Annotated in this window: 15 protein-coding genes; 5 read left to right on the top strand and 10 right to left on the bottom strand. The window is 42.0% G+C overall.

What is annotated here, in order from left to right; translation table 11 throughout:
* Positions 1–27 precede the first annotated feature (27 nt).
* Positions 28–321 (top strand): DUF3817 domain-containing protein, encoded by a 294-nt coding sequence (locus LDM98_RS01120; RefSeq protein ID WP_223897378.1) that lies wholly within the window; start codon positions 28–30, stop codon positions 319–321.
* Here LDM98_RS01120 and LDM98_RS01115 read toward each other — a convergent pair.
* From LDM98_RS01115 to greA, 4 genes are all read right to left on the bottom strand, one after another.
* The gene (locus LDM98_RS01115) at positions 279–701 is read right to left on the bottom strand and encodes a YqaA family protein (protein WP_223897376.1); all 423 of its coding nucleotides are present in this window, start codon (positions 699–701) and stop codon (positions 279–281) included. The genes LDM98_RS01120 and LDM98_RS01115 overlap by 43 nt on opposite strands.
* Entirely contained in the window at positions 701–1,384 is a 684-nt protein-coding gene (locus tag LDM98_RS01110) for a UDP-2,3-diacylglucosamine diphosphatase (protein ID WP_223897375.1), read from the bottom strand. Before LDM98_RS01110 ends, LDM98_RS01115 begins: the two co-directional genes overlap by 1 nt.
* A gap of 135 nt (positions 1,385–1,519) precedes the next feature.
* Positions 1,520–2,527, bottom strand: a complete 1,008-nt coding sequence (gene argC, locus LDM98_RS01105) for an N-acetyl-gamma-glutamyl-phosphate reductase (RefSeq protein ID WP_223897373.1) — start codon at positions 2,525–2,527, stop codon at positions 1,520–1,522.
* 12 nt (positions 2,528–2,539) lie between these two features.
* Positions 2,540–3,028 carry a transcription elongation factor GreA gene (greA, locus tag LDM98_RS01100; protein WP_223897371.1) on the bottom strand — a complete coding sequence of 163 codons (489 nt, stop codon included), beginning with the start codon at positions 3,026–3,028 and terminating at the stop codon, positions 2,540–2,542.
* A 96-nt stretch (positions 3,029–3,124) separates the two neighbouring features.
* Here greA and surE point away from each other — a divergent pair, with 96 nt between their 5' ends.
* The 3 genes from surE (at position 3,125) to LDM98_RS01085 (ending at position 5,444) form a co-directional block, all read left to right on the top strand.
* Complete coding sequence (gene surE, locus LDM98_RS01095) at positions 3,125–3,904, top strand: 5'/3'-nucleotidase SurE (RefSeq protein ID WP_223897369.1); 780 nt, start codon at positions 3,125–3,127, stop codon at positions 3,902–3,904.
* On the top strand, positions 3,901–4,536 hold the full coding sequence (locus LDM98_RS01090; RefSeq protein WP_223897367.1) for a ThiF family adenylyltransferase: 636 nt from the start codon (positions 3,901–3,903) through the stop codon (positions 4,534–4,536). The genes surE and LDM98_RS01090 overlap by 4 nt, the downstream gene beginning before the upstream one ends.
* A 116-nt stretch (positions 4,537–4,652) precedes the next feature.
* Complete coding sequence (locus LDM98_RS01085; RefSeq protein ID WP_223897365.1) at positions 4,653–5,444, top strand: DUF3050 domain-containing protein; 792 nt, start codon at positions 4,653–4,655, stop codon at positions 5,442–5,444.
* A gap of 381 nt (positions 5,445–5,825) precedes the next feature.
* On the opposite strand, the gene LDM98_RS01080 is transcribed toward LDM98_RS01085, so the two are convergent.
* Together LDM98_RS01080 and mscL are read right to left on the bottom strand one after the other, a co-directional pair.
* Positions 5,826–7,373, bottom strand: coding sequence for a diguanylate cyclase (locus LDM98_RS01080; RefSeq protein ID WP_223897363.1), 1,548 nt, complete (start codon positions 7,371–7,373; stop codon positions 5,826–5,828).
* Positions 7,374–7,632: 259 nt separating this feature from the next.
* Entirely contained in the window at positions 7,633–8,064 is a 432-nt protein-coding gene (gene mscL, locus LDM98_RS01075; protein ID WP_223897361.1) for a large conductance mechanosensitive channel protein MscL, read from the bottom strand.
* Positions 8,065–8,196: 132 nt separating this feature from the next.
* Between mscL and LDM98_RS01070 the strand changes: the two genes are divergently transcribed.
* Complete coding sequence (locus LDM98_RS01070) at positions 8,197–8,613, top strand: secondary thiamine-phosphate synthase enzyme YjbQ (protein ID WP_223897359.1); 417 nt, start codon at positions 8,197–8,199, stop codon at positions 8,611–8,613.
* A 3-nt stretch (positions 8,614–8,616) separates the two neighbouring features.
* Here LDM98_RS01070 and ccsA read toward each other — a convergent pair whose 3' ends face one another.
* The 4 genes from ccsA to uvrA form a co-directional block, all read right to left on the bottom strand.
* Positions 8,617–11,706, bottom strand: coding sequence for a cytochrome c biogenesis protein CcsA (gene ccsA, locus LDM98_RS01065; RefSeq protein WP_223897357.1), 3,090 nt, complete (start codon positions 11,704–11,706; stop codon positions 8,617–8,619).
* Between the two features lie 128 nt (positions 11,707–11,834).
* Entirely contained in the window at positions 11,835–12,539 is a 705-nt protein-coding gene (locus tag LDM98_RS01060; protein ID WP_223897354.1) for an SUMF1/EgtB/PvdO family nonheme iron enzyme, read from the bottom strand.
* 4 nt (positions 12,540–12,543) lie between these two features.
* Positions 12,544–15,234 carry a DNA polymerase I gene (gene polA, locus LDM98_RS01055; RefSeq protein WP_223897352.1) on the bottom strand — a complete coding sequence of 897 codons (2,691 nt, stop codon included), beginning with the start codon at positions 15,232–15,234 and terminating at the stop codon, positions 12,544–12,546.
* On the bottom strand, positions 15,231–18,059 hold the full coding sequence (uvrA, locus tag LDM98_RS01050) for an excinuclease ABC subunit UvrA (protein WP_223897350.1): 2,829 nt from the start codon (positions 18,057–18,059) through the stop codon (positions 15,231–15,233). The genes polA and uvrA overlap by 4 nt, the downstream gene beginning before the upstream one ends.
* Positions 18,060–18,071: the final 12 nt, after the last annotated feature.

The following is an 18,071-nucleotide window of genomic DNA, read 5'->3' as shown; positions in this document are numbered from 1 at the left end:
TCACAAAAATATTAATTAGGAGACGATATGTCTGAATTACAAAAGTTTCGTTGGGTCAACAAAATAGAAGGAATATCATTTATCATCCTGATCTTCATCGCTATGCCAATGAAATATAGTTTTGGCTATCCCATTGCCACGAAAGTCGTAGGTATGCTGCATGGTCTGCTTGTGTTTGCTTTCATCTACCAGATCATTGAAGCAAAAAAAGAAACTGGATTTACTTTTAAAGAGACGGCACTCTATTCCATCTTGTCACTGATCCCGTTCGGTTCTTTCTATACAGACAAACTGCTTGCTAAAAAGATGACGATGGCATAACGTGTTCCTTTAGCTACCGCTACAATAGTCGCAAACCACTTGAATTGATAGCGTAGAACCCCCGCGATAAAAGTCAACGGGTCCCCGATAATGGGCATCCATGACAACAGGAGGGTCCAACCTCCATACCTGTCAAAAAAACCTCTTGCTTTTTTCATTTTATCGGCTGAAAGGTGTCCTTTTTTTTCAAGGTAGGTTTCACCTTTCAAACCTAACCAATAGTTCACCATAGATCCTAGTGTATTGCCCAGTGTTGCAAAGATCCATAAGAGTATCAGTGAGTTGTTTTGAGAGATATCGTAAAGAAGTAATCCTTCACTTCCCAACGGAAGCAGTGTAGCAGAGAGAAAGGCCACAGTAAAAAGTGCAATATAAACCATTAAAGTGTCTTAAAGTGCATGTCTCCCTCTTCTATGACACCTACCATACCCTGGCATGCCAATGAGGGCAACGAGATATATTTACCTACGGTCTTACACTGATGAAAATGGCCTTCGATCACAAGGTCTGCTTCACTGTAGTGTGCCAATATCTCTTCCACCCTTTTTTCAAAGCCCTCAAAGTGAAAACAGATATGTTTTTTTGACAACTTTTTCATACGATGATCGATGATAGCCTTTTCAAAAGGTTTCAGGATCCTCAGTGTCTTTTCATTACGTAAAATTTGACAATAGAGATCATAACCAAATCCTGTAGCATATTTGTCACCATGAGAGACCGCAATCTTTTTTTCGTCCAGATGAAACATTACAGGCTGTTCTTCTCTACTGTACACATGGATATCAGGGAAAACATCTTTGAGGCAAAAATCATGGTTTCCTTCAAAGTAGTGTATGTCAAGTTTTTGTGAAAGCGTCTGTAAAAGAACTATGGCTTCTTTTGAAAAAGTCTGTATGTAGTCATTATGTCCAAAGAGCAGATCAAAGTTGTCACCCATCAAAAAGAGCTGAGGCGTTTGCACTTCTCCGCCCTCCAGCTTCTTCAGTAAAACTAAAAATTCATCTCCATGATGAGGGTAATGTGAGTCGGCAATAAAAATTGCCTGCTCTTTGATCTCAAACATCTATTCTCCAATCATCGCTCTTTCTTGTCACGGTGAACGCCCTTGCAAGCGAAGCGATTCGAGAACCGTGACGACTTTTGCCTACTTTTCTAGAAAAGTAGGAAAGAAATCTAAACTATAATAAAATAATAATTTCTATGGGATATAGGCGATCGTTGGTATCCCCATACCTTCATCATATCCGCACATCAGGTTCGCAGCCACAAGTGCCTGAGAACTTGCACCACGCAAGAGGTTGTCTATGGCAGAAGAGACAAAAAGTGCATTGCCGTTTTTGGCTGCAAAGATGTCACAAAAATGTGTCCCCGCCGTACTTTTAATATCGACCGGTGTCTCTCTGATGCGGATGAACGGGTCATTCGTATAATGTTTTTTCAACACTTCAAGCGGATCAATATCTTCTTTTAACGTTGCATAAACAGAGACCAACTCACCCCGTGTCGCAGGGATAAGATGAGGCACAAAATTGACATTTATTTTAGCACCGTGTACCTTCTCTATCTTCTCTGCGATTTCGGGTGCATGACGGTGTTTAAGTGGATTGTAGGCAAAGATATTATCGTTGATCGTCACAAAATGTGCAGTCTCACTCAATGTTTTACCTGCACCGCTCACACCGGACTTTGCATCGACAAAAAGAGGCGCAGAAGTATCAAGATACGGTATGAACGGTAAAATACCAAGCAGTGTTGCAGTAGGATAACAGCCTGGTCCGGCAGCAAGGTTCGTTCCCTTCAACTCTTCTCTATAGTATTCGATCAGTGCATAGGTAGCATCACCTAAATGCTCTTTATCTTCATGAGCACAGTAGTGTGCTTCATACGTATCAAGCTCTAAACGATAATCAGCAGAGAGATCAACGACTTTTACCCCTTTATCCAAAAGCGCTTTTGCAAAGCCCATAGAGGCTTTGTGAGGAAGGGCAAGAAAAACAAGTTCACAGCGTTCAGCCACAGAGGCTACATCTGCCTTTTCTACAGGCAAACTGATTACATCTACCAGAGAGGGATGCAGTGTTTCTATCATCGTATCTCCCTGGGTTGTGGCAAGATAGGTCAGCTGAAACCCATTATGGGTCACCAACATTTTCACCAGTTCCAGCCCTGTATATCCACTGGCTCCTACAACACCGACTTTTACCATATCTCTACCTTCTTAATCAAGGTTGATCTCTTTATAAGAGATCTCTTCGATATCATATGTTTTTTTACCGCTAGGAAGTACAAGAGAAACTTCATCCCCCTCCTCTTTTCCTATCAGTGCACGAGCCATAGGAGACTGAAAAGAGATCAAGCCTTTAGCAGGGTTTGATTCTGTACCCCCCACTATAGTATAGTGTATCTCTTCACCTGTATCTTGATCTGTCAATTCTACGGTTGATCCAAAACTCACTCTGGTATGAGCTAATGTAGAAGGATCAACAACCTGTGCACGGCCTACGATATCTGTGAGTTCTGCAATACGTGCTTCCATCAAACCTTGTTTGTCTTTGGCAGCATGATACTCCGCATTTTCCTTAAGATCACCGAGTTCTCTTGCTTCATCTATCACTTTGGCTATAGTGCCTCTCTCTACAGATTTCAACTGTTCAAGTTCTTCTGAAAGTTTGTTGTACGTTACTTTTAACATCGGCTCTTTTTGCACGCATGGTCCTTTTTTTATCATGAATTGATTTATAATTGTAGGTATTATACCAAAAAGGTTATAATAGCGGTAAAATAATCCAATAAAGTATGTAGTATGAAACAAATATTAGTCACCAATGATGACGGATTCGAATCTGAAGGACTTTTGGCACTGGTTGAAGCACTCAAACCTTTGGGTCATGTCATCGTTGTAGCACCCACCACAGAGAAATCAGCATGCGGACACTCACTGACATTGACCAGACCTCTCAATTTTGTAGAGATCGAAGAGGATTTTTACAAGCTGGATGACGGGACACCTACGGACTGTGTGTTTCTCGCACTCAATAAGGTTTTTACGAAAGAGAAACGGCCTGATATAGTCATCTCAGGTATCAATATAGGTGCAAATATGGGTGAAGACATTACATACTCCGGTACAGCATCCGGTGCAATGGAAGCCGTACTTCAAGGTATTCCTGCGATTGCCGTCTCACAGGTCTACAGAGATCGTGGTGCAAGCATTAATGAACTTGGGTATGAGCTTGCAAAAGAGAGTATTGTCACCCTTGTTAAAAAAATATTTGCCGATGAGTTTCCCCTGCCTTCTCGCAGATTTTTAAATGTCAACATTCCCTCTATCCCAAGCTCCGAATGTAAAGGTTTCAAAGTGACACGTGCAGGAAACCGTCTCTATACACATCATGCCGAAGTGCATCATAACCCACGGGGTAAAGAGTACTACTGGATAGGTCTGCCTGCTTTAGGCTGGATGGAAACACAAGGTCATGTCACGGATTTTGAAGCGATCAACGATGGGTATGTTTCTATCACGCCTGTACAACTGGACATGACAAGCTATGACGATATCCATTCTTTGGATGCGTGGCTATGAGATTCCAACGTTGCCGTATGCTCTTTGGAGATGAGGACTTTGAAAAGTTACAAGAAGCAAAGATCCTTATTCTGGGTGTTGGCGGTGTAGGTTCTTATGCACTTGACTGTCTCTACCGTTCAGGTGTCAGTGACATTACGATCTTGGACTATGATGTCTATGATGAGACCAACCAGAACAGACAGATAGGCTCAGAAGCTGTAGGAATGATAAAAGTGGACCGCTTGAAAGATCTCTACCCCGGTATCAAGACCATCCATCAACATATGACCGTAGCCTGGGTCAAAGAATTTGATTTTGAACCTTATGACATTGTCATAGATGCTGCAGATACGACCAAGGTCAAGATAGAAGTAGCCAAAAAATGTTACAAAAAGCTCATCATGGCACTGGGTTCAGCCAAACGTTACGATACCAACAAGATCGAAGTCACTTCCATTTGGAAAACCCATGGTGATGCACTTGCAAGAAAAATACGCAACGAACTCAAAAAAGTCAAATTTGACCGAAACTTTACTGTCGTATTTTCTCCCGAAGAAGATAAGTGTAAAGAGAAAGGTTCGTGTGTAGCTGTTACTGGGGCTGTCGGTCTGACCGTTTGCTCTGAAGCGATAAAAAGGATCATTAAGTAATTTTCGAGTCTTAAAGTAGCATATCCTTCACGTATGCTGTGACTTTGGGATAAGACTAGCAAAATTTATATATTTTGGTTAGACTACTTTTAAGAAAAAAACAAAGAGTATAACCTATGACAACTTTCCCACTTGACAATGTAAAACGCCTAAGAAAAGAGCTTGCCACCCACCCGGTGTATGCAGCAGTTACAGATATGGATGATCTCACGATCTTCATGCAACATCATATCTATTCGGTTTGGGATTTTATGTCCTTGGTTAAATACCTGCAAAACGAGATTGCACCGGCACGCACACCATGGCTTCCTCAAGGTGATGCACAGGTACAGCGTTTTATCAATGACATTGTGCTCGAAGAAGAATCAGATGAGGGTATACCTTTAGAAGATGGCACCCCCACTTACACCAGTCATTTTAATCTTTACAGATCGGCCATGGAAGAGGTAAAAAAAGGAAGCAGTGCACGTATTAACGCGTTTATAGACAAAGTCACATCAGACTCTTTGGAAACTGCACTAAACACCATTGAAATACCCTCTCCTGCCAAAACATTCATGGAAACAACATTTGACTTCATCCACAGCGATAAACCTCATGTGATCGCTGCGGCCTTTGCTTTGGGTAGAGAACATATTATCCCCGAAATGTTCCGTGCACTGCTTGATAAAATGCAAATTTCACGAGAAGAAGCAGCAGTATTTCACTATTATCTGGATCGTCATATAGAACTTGACGGAGATCATCACGGACCCATGTCTTTACGTATGCTGGACCTGTTATGTGAAGGAGATGAAGAAAAAATTGCAGAAGCCGAAGAAGCTGCACTCCTTGCCATCAAAGCCAGAATAAAGTTTTGGGATGGTGTTTTACTGGCGATCGAAGAGAGTAAAAAGCAATCAGCCTAAAATATAAACCTTATAAAAGATATATAACTTTATAGGTTTTTCATTAAAACTTGAGCACATTCACTATATATCTTTGTTATAAGTGCTTTGATTCTTTCTATTTGTATAGAAATATCTAAGGTACATTTAGCGGATAGAAACTGATTACCATATATATTTTTGATTATACATTTTTTCCTGATGGATATAAGCATAGCTGAAATAAAAACAATCACAATTATTTCCCGTTGAAAGAAGAATAGATGTTTTACGGCTTATCATAAATAATAGTTTTTTATTCATAACTTTTGGCATCTAACTAAAACAGTTTAATATTTTATATAATAGAGTTTGGTCATTTTTATGTCATATTGAGCCCATCAAATAGTAATATCCTTTGAATTATTTAACTATTTCACTATATCTCACTTGATTACGTCCATGCTCTTTTGCCTCATATACCGCAGTGTCCGCAGCCTTGATTAAATGCTCTGCTGATATCCCTTGTAAACCACTTCCTATGCCTATACTTATCGTTAAATGGATCGTATCGTTTTCAGATACTTTAAACTCTTTTTCTTTGATGATCATTCGTATTCTTTCAGCCAATTCAATGGCTTCCTCTGCTGCGGTCTCAGGCAATATCACAACAAACTCTTCACCACCATAGCGTGCAGTGTAATCACTGTTTCGTACTGAATCCGAGATAATTTCTGCAACACTTTTCAATATTTCATCACCGGCCTGATGACCGTAGGTATCGTTAACTTTTTTGAAAAAATCTATATCAAGCATCATCAGAGATATATTTCTATGATAACGTTGAGAACGTTTGAGTTCATTTTCCAATTTTTCATCAAAGCTTCCACGATTATACAATCCTGTCAACGCATCATGAAGTGCCAAAGAAGTCAACTCTTCTTGCATCTTTTTTTGCACCGTAATATCTCTAAAAACAATGACCGCTCCACTTCTTCCCTCTTCAGTAAGAATAGGAGTAGCTGTCAAGGAAACAGGAAATATCTCACCGTTCTTACGTTTAAAAAAGTCCTCATCCGAATGACAGGATTCCCCATATAGATACGCTTTTTTAACAAGACAATCATTAGATGTGTCTGCTACATGATGGTGAATTTCATGATGCATATCTACCTTTTTCAATTCATCAAAACTCCACCCCAACAGTCGTTCCCCTGCCGGATTCAGCATACGCAATTTTCCATTACCATCCACAACAAACAACCCTTCCCCCATACTGGATGCTATGTCTTTCAAACGTTGTTCAGAACTATACAATTGATCCAGAGCCTGTTTAGCTAATGAGATCAAGATATCCTTATCAAACTGAAGTTGTCTGAAATTCACTGAAAAAATACTCATAATTATCATGAAGGAAATAGTCATTATAGCCAGGAGAAAGTGGGAGATATCGTTTTGTAAAAAGAAATAAATGGTCACTATAGAAAGCATCGGTACAATAAATGCCGGGTAGTTCCAGCGTATTGGCGTGTTTGAAGGAATAGCAGCAACTGCCATTCCACCGAGAATGAACACTTCAAGCCCGTGATGCATCTCCTCCATATATATTTCAATTAAAAGCCCCCCAATACCCCAAATGACACCGGAGAAAAAAGATGAAGTAATGAAATAGCCTTTCCAACGGCCTAATGTCCCCATCTCTATTTTTTGATAATTCAACAACAGCAGAATTCTCATCAAAATAGAAATACAAAGTAGCACTATCCATCCTGTGAGTATGATACCTGGTACATCACTCCATAGTAAAACCAGTGCGAGCAAACCAATAATGATATTTCCAAGAATAATAAGATAGAGTTTGCTCCCCGCATCAAGAAACTGTTGATATTCAATATTGACAGTATCAACTTTGGAGTCATCCAAATACTGTTTCAACTGTTCATATTGAGCTTGATTTGGATAAGTAGACATGTCATGATCCTTTGGCATATGTGATATCGGCAATGATGTAAGTGATTTCATAATAAAAAATTATGCATAAATAGAGTATACATTAAAATTATCAAAATATGTCAACGTAGACCTAAAACCTCATGCAAATAACAATATATTAGAAGTATCAAACGGCATACTTACTTGAAGTAGTGGAGATTATGTTAGAGATCAGCATTTTATGCTTAAGTTCAGAATCATAAAGACAAGGCATTGTCTTGCCCTTATGAAATATACATTAAACGTCCGTATTCCCGCAGTGTCCGCATTTTTTAGCCGCAACCGGGATAGTCTCAGCACATTCACTACATACTTTTGTTGTAGGGGACTTAGACACTTCAGGCTCTTTGAGTCTGTTATACGCTTTGATGAACATAAATACAACCAATCCCAGGATCACAAATGAGATCACATCGTTGATGAACATACCGTATTTGATAGCCGGTGCACCTGCTTTATCCAATGCAGCCATGCTTTCATAAGTGTTCCCGTCAAGTGCAATAAAGAGTTGGGAAAAATCCACCCGTCCCATAAGCAGTCCGACCGGAGGCATCACTACATTAGCTACCATTGACTTCACCACTGTCGCAAAAGCCCCACCAAAGATAAAGCCCACTGCCATATCTACCATATTTCCATTGATCAGAAACTTTTTAAACTCTTCTAACATGTTTGTCCTTTTTATGTAATAAGATCATAAATTATAATACAAAGAAGAAGAAAATTCTCTGAAAAGTATCAGTCAATGCCTTCATCGCATGGGATAAGTATAAAAAAAGAGTGAAATAGTGTATACTTCACTATGGCTGTATATCAAGAGACGATCACACTATCACCAAAGTCCAGAGGTTTTCACCTCATTACCTATGAGATAGAAAAAGCACTGCTTTCCATGCCCTCTGTTGAGACCGGACTTTTACACCTTTTTATCCAACACACCAGTGCATCTCTGAGCATCAATGAGAATGCCGATCCGACTGTACGTGAGGATATGGAAAACTTTTATACTGACATTGCTGATGACAAGCCCTACTATATCCACACGTACGAAGGTGCAGATGATATGCCTGCACACATCAAAGCTTCCATGCTTGGAAGTGCATTGACCATCCCTATCACAAATGGCAGAATGAATCTTGGTACGTGGCAGGGGATCTATCTTGGAGAACACAGAGATCACGGCGGGAGCCGCCGTATCGTAGTGACATTATATGGCTAGAAGTTAGCTTAACTTTCTATTTCTGGCAGCCAGAACTGTCAATACAAACAATCCTGCAACGGCATAATAGACCCACATAGGAATAGGCACCGGATCGCCGGCTGCATAAGAGTGTAGACCTGAGAGATAATAGTTTACACCAAAGTAGGTCATCAATACTGTAGAGTATGCCCATGTGGCAGTGACATTATAGATGAAGTTTGACTTCAATGCCGGGATGAATCTTAAGTGCAAGACGGTTGCATAGATGAGTATCGTCACAGCTGCCCAAGTCTCTTTAGGATCCCAGCCCCAGTAACGCCCCCAGCTTTCATTGGCCCAGACACCACCAAGAAAGTTACCTATGGTCAGTAAGAAGAGACCTATGATCAGTCCCATTTCCGAAAGGTTTGTCAACTCTTTGATCGAGCGGTCTATATTTTCATTGCCATTCTTACCCCGCATGATATAGAGTATCAGAACTAAAAGAGATAAGATAGAACCCAATCCAAAGAAACCGTCACCCGAGATAATGGTTGCCACATGTATCATGAGCCAGTAAGACTTAAGCACCGGTACAAGGTTGGTGATCTCCGGATTGATGAAGTTCATATGGGCTACTCCCATCGTCACACCTGCCAAGATTGCCGTACCTGCCAAAGCAAAAGGAGAACGTCTGGCCAGGATAATACCTGCCAATACAGTAGATGCAGCTATGAATACGATGGATTCATAGGCATTGGACCAAGGTGCATGTCCTGAAATATACCATCTGATACCCAATCCCACAATGTGCAGAAAAAATCCGACGATAAGAATGGCCAATGCTATACGCATGATCCATTTCATAGAGAATGCAGGTTTAAGTACATTGATAAATGCAAAGATCAGAAGTACGATACCCAATAAAAGATAGAGTGGCACAAGCTTGCCAAACAGACCGAATTTATTGTATTTGATCTCCATATCTATATGTGTTTTACTCGGTATCACTGCAGATCCGTATTTTTCCTGATACTGACGTATCCCTGTAAGTGCAAGATCTGCTCTTGACCAATCACCTGTTTTAAGCCCCTGTGCTACCATTTGGAAATAGGCGGCAATACTCATTCTGACAGCATCAGCCTGCTCTTTAGGAAATGCTTTGATCGCATCCAGAGGTGCCATCCATTTGTTATTGGCATCATCTGGTTTTGGGAAAATACGTAAGAGTGACCCCTGGTATGCCATAAATGCAACATTGACCCTTTCATCTATCTTAATGAGTTCTTTATCATACTGTGATTTTTCCAGTGGCTTCTTTTGACTGGCCTCTGTCACTGCTGAAAAGATCTTATAGCTGTTATCTTCCTCTGAAAAGAAATCTGTAAATCTTGCATATTTTGTATCCTCAGGCAGCCCCAGTGTTACCGCGATCTTTTTGTGCCCGACTTTGATCATCGGCACATTCTGGTACAGGTCCGGCTGCATGATCATTCCCAGCAGCATTTGTGTAGGTTCCAGATCAAAAAGAAGTGATCTTCCTGTGATCTTAGCGATCACATCATGGGCAACCGTATCCATAGGTTTCATACGTCCCTGATGGTCCTGTACTGCTAATTTCCCAAAATTCTTTGCATGATCAGCATCATAGGACTTCATCGTTTTTAGCATTTCATCATCAACGGTCGGTGCTGCGGCATTCAAGTTCTGCGGATTCAGTGCCAACAGTGCCACATAAGCCACTGCTGCTGCAGATGTCTGTAGTTTTCTTGCTCCCTTAAGTAGCTTTTGAAATCTTCCGCTAGGTGCGAAGAGTGACCATATCATTCCGATCGTCAGCAGGATATACCCGATGTAGGTAGGCAAAGTTCCCGGATCGTGGTTCACAGAGAGTACTGTACCTTTTTCATCCTGGTCATAGGAAGACTGGAAGAAACGGTAGTTTCTATGGTCAAGCACATGGTTCATATAGATTTTATACGGCATATTGATATTCTGTTCTTTGTCTATCAGTACGACGTCACTGGAGTATGATGCAGGTGTCATAGAACCCGGATAACGTTCCAGCTCAAAGTTTTCAAGTTTGATGGAAAACGGCAGGTCGATCAGTTTTGCCCCGACACGCATATCGATGTGTACGCCATTGAGATCCATCTGCTTTATTTTTCCCATTTGCCCCTGATATGGGCGTGTGGTAATGATCTTGCTTTTATCCCCTACACTGACTTTCCATTGTATGTACTCTGCTTGACCTTTCTTCGTTTTAAGATCGTGAGACTCCAACTCCACGATCGCTTTTTCATGTACATCTTTCAAAACGATCGCATTGGATCCGAATCTATACAACATTCTGTTCTTAAACTCATTTTCTCCTGCTTTTAATTCCCCAGAGCTTCTATCGTTCATGTTGAGTGTTTGCAGTAGAAAAGGAAAATCTACTTTATACCCTGCACCATCTTCCTTGATAAGGAATGTAGGTTTATCGGTCGTAGGTTCGATATCATATCCCAGATAAAAACCGCCAAAATCCTTTCTTTCACCTTTGGCGATATAGTAGATCTCACCTTTTTGACCTGTTGAGATCTTAAGTTCTAAAAGTTTTTTTCCTTTTTCAGACGGTACCGCTTTTTCTTGGGCTGTTGGCATATACTTGAGAAGTTCGACTGTTACTTTTTTATCTCCGACATTTAAACTCTCGGTTAACGTATTCTCCGTCATCGTCGAGAAGTAAAGCTCTTTTTCAAGCGTAGCGCTCTTCTCACCCTCTGTAGCATGGAGTTGTAGTACCTTAGCATCTGAAACCATGGTATGGCTTGCTTCACCTTCACGTATGTGCATGATACCTTCATAGCCTATGTAACGTGTAACAACTGCACCCATCGCGATAACGAGGAAAGAGAAGTGGAAAAGAAAAACAGCAGGTTTTGTTTTGTAGCTTTTATATTTGATGATATTGTAGATGAGTATAGCGATAAAATAGCCCAAAAACACTTCAAACCATTGTGTTTTGTAGATCAGTGCTTTTGCCGTTTGCGTACCATAATCATTTTCAATAAATGTTGCAGTACCGATCAGCGCACCGAAAGCAAACAACATAAACACAGCCATTTTCATGGAAAAAATATACTTCATCTCTTATATCCCCTTGTCAATTAAGTAAAAAGATTATAACGGATGTTTGTTAACCATTTGTTAATTAATATAATTTTACTCTTATTATTAGAGCCATATATGGTTATTGTTGCATTAAGAGACCGAAACTATAGTTCTATCACTACACGAAATCCTATAAAATAGTTGCGTCCGCCAGAACCCAAATTGATACGTGAAGAACAACGACTGTTCTCAGCACTCCCGTTCCAGGAACCGCCACGCAGAACCCTGCCCTTCTCATTGGGTACTTTATAGGCTGATCCGTCTGTAGGTGTATTGTCATAGGTTTCACTGTACCAGTCTGCACACCATTCCCACACATTTCCGTGCATATCATACAGTCCCCATGCATTGGGTTTTTTGGTACCGACATCATGGGTCACACCTTCAGCGTTGTCCGCATACCAGGCATACGCACCAAAATCTCTCTCATCATCACCGTAACAGTACTTTCCGGTACTTCCCGCCCGGCAGGCATATTCCCATTCAGCTTCGGTAGGAAGACGGTAGGTCACACCCTCTCTTTGTGTTTTCCATGCACAATACGCCTTGGCATCATGATAACGCACACGTCTTACAGGTACATCCAAACCAAGATGTTCATGCCTCTCTTCAGGTACTTCTGCACCTGTGGCCTGTGCAAAGAGCATATACTCTTCCACGGTCACCTGTCGCTTGGCCATAGCGATCTCATAGTTGATATGTACTTCATGTACAGGTTTTTCTCTCTCTTTGGCAAGTACGTCATCAGAACCCATAAGAAAAGAGCCTCGAGGCAACCGTACAAAATTCTCATCAAAGTATGATTGCATCATGTTATTTTAACTCTCCCCAGCTGTCGCCTACACTGACTGAACACTCCAATGGCACATCCAACTCCAAGATATTCTCCATCGTATGGACAAAACGTTGAGAGATCTCTTCTACTTTTTCTTCCTTCACTTCAAAGATGAGTTCATCGTGTATCTGTAAAAGCATAAAGGCATCCAGCTTCTCTTCCCGTATCATCGTATCTATCTGATTCATAGAGAGTTTGATCAGGTCAGCGGCACTTCCTTGGAAAACGGTATTGACCGATTCACGCATGTAGGCTGCTTTTTGCATGCCGTTGGCATTTTCATAGTCAAAGATACGTCTTCTTTTCAGTATGGTTTCCACATAACCGTCTATCTTGACACGTTCCTGGATCCCTTCAAGAAAGCTTTTCACTGTGGGGAATGATGCAAAATAGTTCTTGATGATCTCCTTGGCTTCTGCTTGCGGGATACCGACATCCTCAGAGAGTTTTTTGGGTCCCATACCGTAAAGAAGCCCAAAGTTCACCGATTTTGCCAAGTTACGTTTTTCTTTGGCTTCCCCTTCTCCGAACAGTTTGATGGCGGTCGCCAGGTGAATATCCGTTCCCTGATTGAAGGCATCCATTAGAGCGGCATCTTTGGAAAAGTGTGCAAGCAGTCGGAGTTCTATCTGGGAGTAGTCGATACTGACCAGTTTATACCCCTCTTTAGCCACAAAAGCTTCTCTTACCGAACGCCCGAGTGCTGAACGCACAGGGATGTTCTGCAGGTTAGGATCACGTGAACTCAAACGCCCTGTCGCTGTACCTGTTTGACCAAAAGAGGTGTAGATACGGGAGGCTTCATCCGCCTTTGCCAATTTCAGTAAAGGCTCTACATAGGTAGAGAGTATCTTCTGGTATTCACGGTACTCCAGGATCTTCTCAATAATAGGATGCTCCCCTACCAGTGCACTCAGGACTGCTTCATTGGTACTGTATCCTGTTTTGGTTCTCTTCCCGCCTTTGAGTCCGAGCTGCTGAAAGAGTACGACACCTAACTGTTGTGTGGATTTGATGTTGAACTCAGAACCGCTGAGTGCGTAGATCTCAGAAGTGAGCGTGGCCAGATCTTCACTGAGCTTTTTCTGGAGCGCTTCCAGTTTGGAAGGATCGATCTTGATACCCAGATTTTCCATACGTATCAGTACATTCATAAACGGATACTCTACATTTTTAGCTTCTTTCAGAAGATGCGTCAGTGAAGAGAGTTCCATTTTCTTTTTGATGGCACCATAGAGCAGATAGGTCATCCAGGCATCTTCAGCCGCATAAAACGTAGCGTCCTCGATGTCTACAGCGGAAAAGTCCTCACCTTTCTTTACCATCTCTTTAAAGGGCTTCATCTCATACTTAAAATAGGTCTTGGCAAGTGTGTCAAGCCCCACTTTGGTTCCGGGATTGGAAAGCCATGCCATGATCATAGTATCGGCATGGGGTATGACCGGCTCGATCTCAAACCGGTTATAGAGTAGCGAAAAGTCAAATTTTAGATTTTGTCCCACGACCTGAAATGTCATGAGCTTTTTCAGTGCACTGATCGCATCTTGGAGATCTACTTGCGCTTCTACACCCAGGTAATTATGACCCACAGGAACATAATAGGCTTTTTGCGCATCAAAACAGAAGCTGAACCCTACCATGTTTGCTGTTTTGGTATCCAGCCCAGTGGTTTCCGTATCAAAAGCGACGATCGCATCTTTCTCTATACTATCGATCACACTGTTCAACTTCTCTTTACTGTCTAACGTGACCGCTTCAAAACTAAGTGCTGCACTCTTTGGTTTTTCCACTACAGGACAATCCGTCTCTTCAAGCCCAACTTTTGCCTTTTTGATGGCTTGCTTCATCTCATACTTTTCAAACTCTTCGAGCAGGCATGAAAGATAGTTCTTGTCTTCAAAGACAAAACTCTCTACATCCAGCTCTTTAAAGACATCAGTCCGCATGGTCACCAGTTCACGAGACATGAAAGCATTCTCTTTATTTTCCAAAAGCAGTTTCTGTATACGCGGCGTACCGCAGTTTTCAATGTCGTCATAGATCGCTTCGAGTGTATAATACTCATTGATCAGTTTTGCTGCACCTACTTTCCCTATACCTTTGACACCGGGGATATTGTCAGAACTGTCCCCCAGTATGGCTTGAAAGTTGATAAAGTCCTTAGGGCGTACGCCAAATTTATCCACACACGCCTGTTCATCCACTTCCTGTTTTTTAACAGAATCATACATGACCACCACGCCGTCATCGATCATCTGATAGAGATCTTTATCATGCGACACGATACGTACTTTCAACCCTTTTTCTCTGGCAAATTTTGTGACCGTCGTGATGACATCATCTGCTTCAAATCCATCACGAGAAAGGTTGGCAAACCCCATTTGTTCTATCCACTCGATAGCAACAGGGAGCTGCTTGAGAAGATCATCCGGTGCAGCCTCACGGTGGGCTTTGTAGTCCGGATAGAGATCATTCCTGAATGTTCTGCCTTTTGCATCCAGAGCAAACACCAGGTAATCGGTACTGTGGTCACGATGTAAAGAGTCCACAAGGTTGGCAAAACCGGTCAATAGACCTGTGGGGAATCCCTCCGAGTTACGCAGAGGAGGAAGTGCAAAATAGGAACGAAAGAAAAATCCGAATGTGTCTATGATCGTGATCGTTTTCATACTGTTTTCCCTTCCAATTCTTTAGCCAAATACTCACCGGTATAAGACCCTGTTTTTTTATACTCTTTTGCCACCTCTTCAGGTGATCCTGTAGCGATGATCATCCCGCCTTTATTTCCCCCTTCAGGTCCCATGTCTATAATGTAATCTGCATTTTTGATCATATCCAGATTGTGTTCGATGACGACCACTGAATTACCCAAATCCACCAGGTGGTGCACTACACCTGTAAGTCTGTCCACATCCGCAAAGTGAAGCCCCGTCGTAGGCTCATCCAATACATAGAGGGTTTGACCCGTATCTTTACGGCTCAGCTCTTTACTCAGCTTGATACGCTGCGCCTCTCCTCCTGAAAGTGTGGTGGCATTTTGTCCCAGTGTAATATAGCCAAGACCAACATCCCCCAATGTCTTAAGCTTGGTAGCAATAGCCGGAATCGCTTTAAAGAATTCCAGGGCTTCACTGACACTCATACCAAGTACATCTGAGATAGACTTCCCCTTATACAGCACTTCACGTGTCTGAGCATTGTATCGTGTCCCGTCACAGGCATCACAAGTGACCAGAACATCAGGTAAAAAGTGCATCTCTATCTTGATCTGTCCGTCTCCCTGGCACTTCTCACAGCGTCCGCCTTTGACGTTGAAGGAAAAACGCCCTATCTTGTACCCCCGAAGTTCTGCCTCTTTGGTTTGAGCGAAAAGTTTACGGATCTCGTCCATGATGCCTGTATAGGTTGCAGGATTTGAACGAGGTGTTCTTCCTATCGGGCTTTGATCCAGATAGATCACTTTATCCAGTTTGTCCAGTCCTGTGATCTCTACACCATCGACTTTATTGACCTTTTTGGCATGGTTGAGTATCTCTCTTGCCACAGGCAATAACGTTTGAAGGATCAATGAACTCTTACCGCTCCCGCTGACACCCGTGATACATACAAAATTTTGTAATGGGATCTTCGCATCAAGTTTTTCAATATTATTGATCGTCACATTTTTGATCTCCAACCACTCATTTTGAGGCTTGTCATGCGAATAGGAGATATCTTTCTTTCCATACATATAGTCTGCAGTCAGGGTCTTGGCTTTGGCCAACTTCTTTGCATCACCGGCAAATACCACTTCACCGCCATAAGCTCCTGCTCCAGGACCGATATCTATAATATAGTCTGCTGCATGGATGGTCTCTTTATCATGTTCGACAACGATCACTGAATTTCCTTTGTCACGCAGAGAGTTCAGTGTACGTATGAGCTTCATCGTATCACGCTCATGCAGTCCAATGCTTGGTTCATCCAGTACATACATAACGCCCGTCAGTCCGGAACCTATCTGGGATGCGATACGTATACGTTGTGCTTCACCACCCGAGATACTTCTTGCATCACGGCTCAGGGTAATATAGCCAAGCCCCACATCATACAGGAAATAGAGTCTTTCATACAACTCTTTAAGTATAGATTCTGCTATCATCTTCTGCTGCTCATTCAAGTGGGAAAAACTCTTTTCATCTGCGAAATAGGCATAGGATCTTTCGATAGGCATATCGATGATATCTGCGATATTTTTTCCCTCTATCTTTACCGCTAAAGAGCGGGGTCTGAGTCTATGTCCATGACATTTGTCGCACACCTTTTCGGTCATATATTCAGAAAGGTCTTTCTCCTCTTTGAACATATCATGTGCGAATTTGACCACACCAGGCCACTCACGTTTGAGATTATGGCGTTTCCATACAAAATCGACCGTACTTCCATTTCCGTAGAGTATGGCTTTTTGCTGGTGTGGTTCCAGTTCACCATAAGGGAGGTGGATGTCTATGTCATTTTGTTCACAGAATGCATTGAGGAATTTGGTATAATAACTCTTGTTAAAACCATACATGATCTTCACGGCACCCTTGTCAATACTCAGCCCAGAGTCTATGACTTTCTTAAGATCTATCGCATAACGGATCCCAAGGCCGTCACAGGCTGGACACGCACCCTTAGGTGAGTTAAAAGAAAAACTGACGGGTTCCAAAGGCTCGAAACTTAGTTTACAGTCAAAACAGGCCAGGTGCTCAGAGTAGTGAATATGCTGTCTATCGAGTTCCAACTCTTCATAGTTGAGTACTTCTATCTCCATCTCACCGTAGCTCTCTTTGAGCGCTTTTTCCACATCCTGCCCTATACGGTCACGGCTCTCCTCTTTGACAACCACTCTGTCAATGACCACTTTAATGGTGTGTTTTTTTGTTTTGGAAAGCTCTATCTCGTCATCGAGACGAACCATGACACCATCGATCATCGCACGAACGTATCCTTTATGGCGGAGGGACTCCAGCATATCTGCGAAGGTACCCTTTTTCTCTTTGACCAGTGGAGCCATGATCACAAGTTTTGCCCCATCAGGCAGTTTCAAAACCTCTTCTATAATGTCAGAAGCGGACATCGAAGAGATAGGCTTTCCGCACTCATGACAATGCTGCTCACCTACACGGGAAAAAAGCAGTCTCAGGTAGTCGTAGATCTCCGTGATCGTTCCAACCGTAGAACGCGGGTTTTTAGATGTCGTTTTCTGGTCTATGGCAATCGCAGGTGTCAACCCCTCGATCTTATCTACATCGGGTTTTCCTACGCGTCCCAAAAACTGTCGTGCATACGAGGAGAGTGACTCGATATAACGTCTTTGACCTTCCGCATATAAGGTGGAAAAGGCCAAAGTGGACTTACCACTTCCAGAGATACCGGTCACTACGACCAATTTATTTTTAGGGATGTCTATATTTATATTTTTTAAGTTATTTTCTTTTGCGCCATAGACTTTTATCATATCATTCTTCATTCTTTTATCCTA

The sequence above is a fragment of the Sulfurovum sp. TSL1 genome (assembly GCF_019972135.1).
Taxonomy (GTDB): Bacteria; Campylobacterota; Campylobacteria; order Campylobacterales; family Sulfurovaceae; genus Sulfurovum.
This window is presented reverse-complemented; position numbering and strand designations above follow the sequence as displayed.

Coding starts and splice junctions, on each gene's coding strand:
- ccsA (WP_223897357.1), bottom strand. CDS start 11,706: ATGAAGTATATTTTTTCCATGAAAATGGCTGTGTTTATGTTGTTTGCT.
- LDM98_RS01090 (WP_223897367.1), top strand. CDS start 3,901: ATGAGATTCCAACGTTGCCGTATGCTCTTTGGAGATGAGGACTTTGAA.
- LDM98_RS01120 (WP_223897378.1), top strand. CDS start 28: ATGTCTGAATTACAAAAGTTTCGTTGGGTCAACAAAATAGAAGGAATA.
- LDM98_RS01070 (WP_223897359.1), top strand. CDS start 8,197: ATGGCTGTATATCAAGAGACGATCACACTATCACCAAAGTCCAGAGGT.
- LDM98_RS01080 (WP_223897363.1), bottom strand. CDS start 7,373: ATGTCTACTTATCCAAATCAAGCTCAATATGAACAGTTGAAACAGTAT.
- surE (WP_223897369.1), top strand. CDS start 3,125: ATGAAACAAATATTAGTCACCAATGATGACGGATTCGAATCTGAAGGA.
- LDM98_RS01060 (WP_223897354.1), bottom strand. CDS start 12,539: ATGCAATCATACTTTGATGAGAATTTTGTACGGTTGCCTCGAGGCTCT.
- polA (WP_223897352.1), bottom strand. CDS start 15,234: ATGAAAACGATCACGATCATAGACACATTCGGATTTTTCTTTCGTTCC.
- argC (WP_223897373.1), bottom strand. CDS start 2,527: ATGGTAAAAGTCGGTGTTGTAGGAGCCAGTGGATATACAGGGCTGGAA.
- LDM98_RS01110 (WP_223897375.1), bottom strand. CDS start 1,384: ATGTTTGAGATCAAAGAGCAGGCAATTTTTATTGCCGACTCACATTAC.
- uvrA (WP_223897350.1), bottom strand. CDS start 18,059: ATGAAGAATGATATGATAAAAGTCTATGGCGCAAAAGAAAATAACTTA.
- LDM98_RS01115 (WP_223897376.1), bottom strand. CDS start 701: ATGGTTTATATTGCACTTTTTACTGTGGCCTTTCTCTCTGCTACACTG.
- LDM98_RS01085 (WP_223897365.1), top strand. CDS start 4,653: ATGACAACTTTCCCACTTGACAATGTAAAACGCCTAAGAAAAGAGCTT.
- mscL (WP_223897361.1), bottom strand. CDS start 8,064: ATGTTAGAAGAGTTTAAAAAGTTTCTGATCAATGGAAATATGGTAGAT.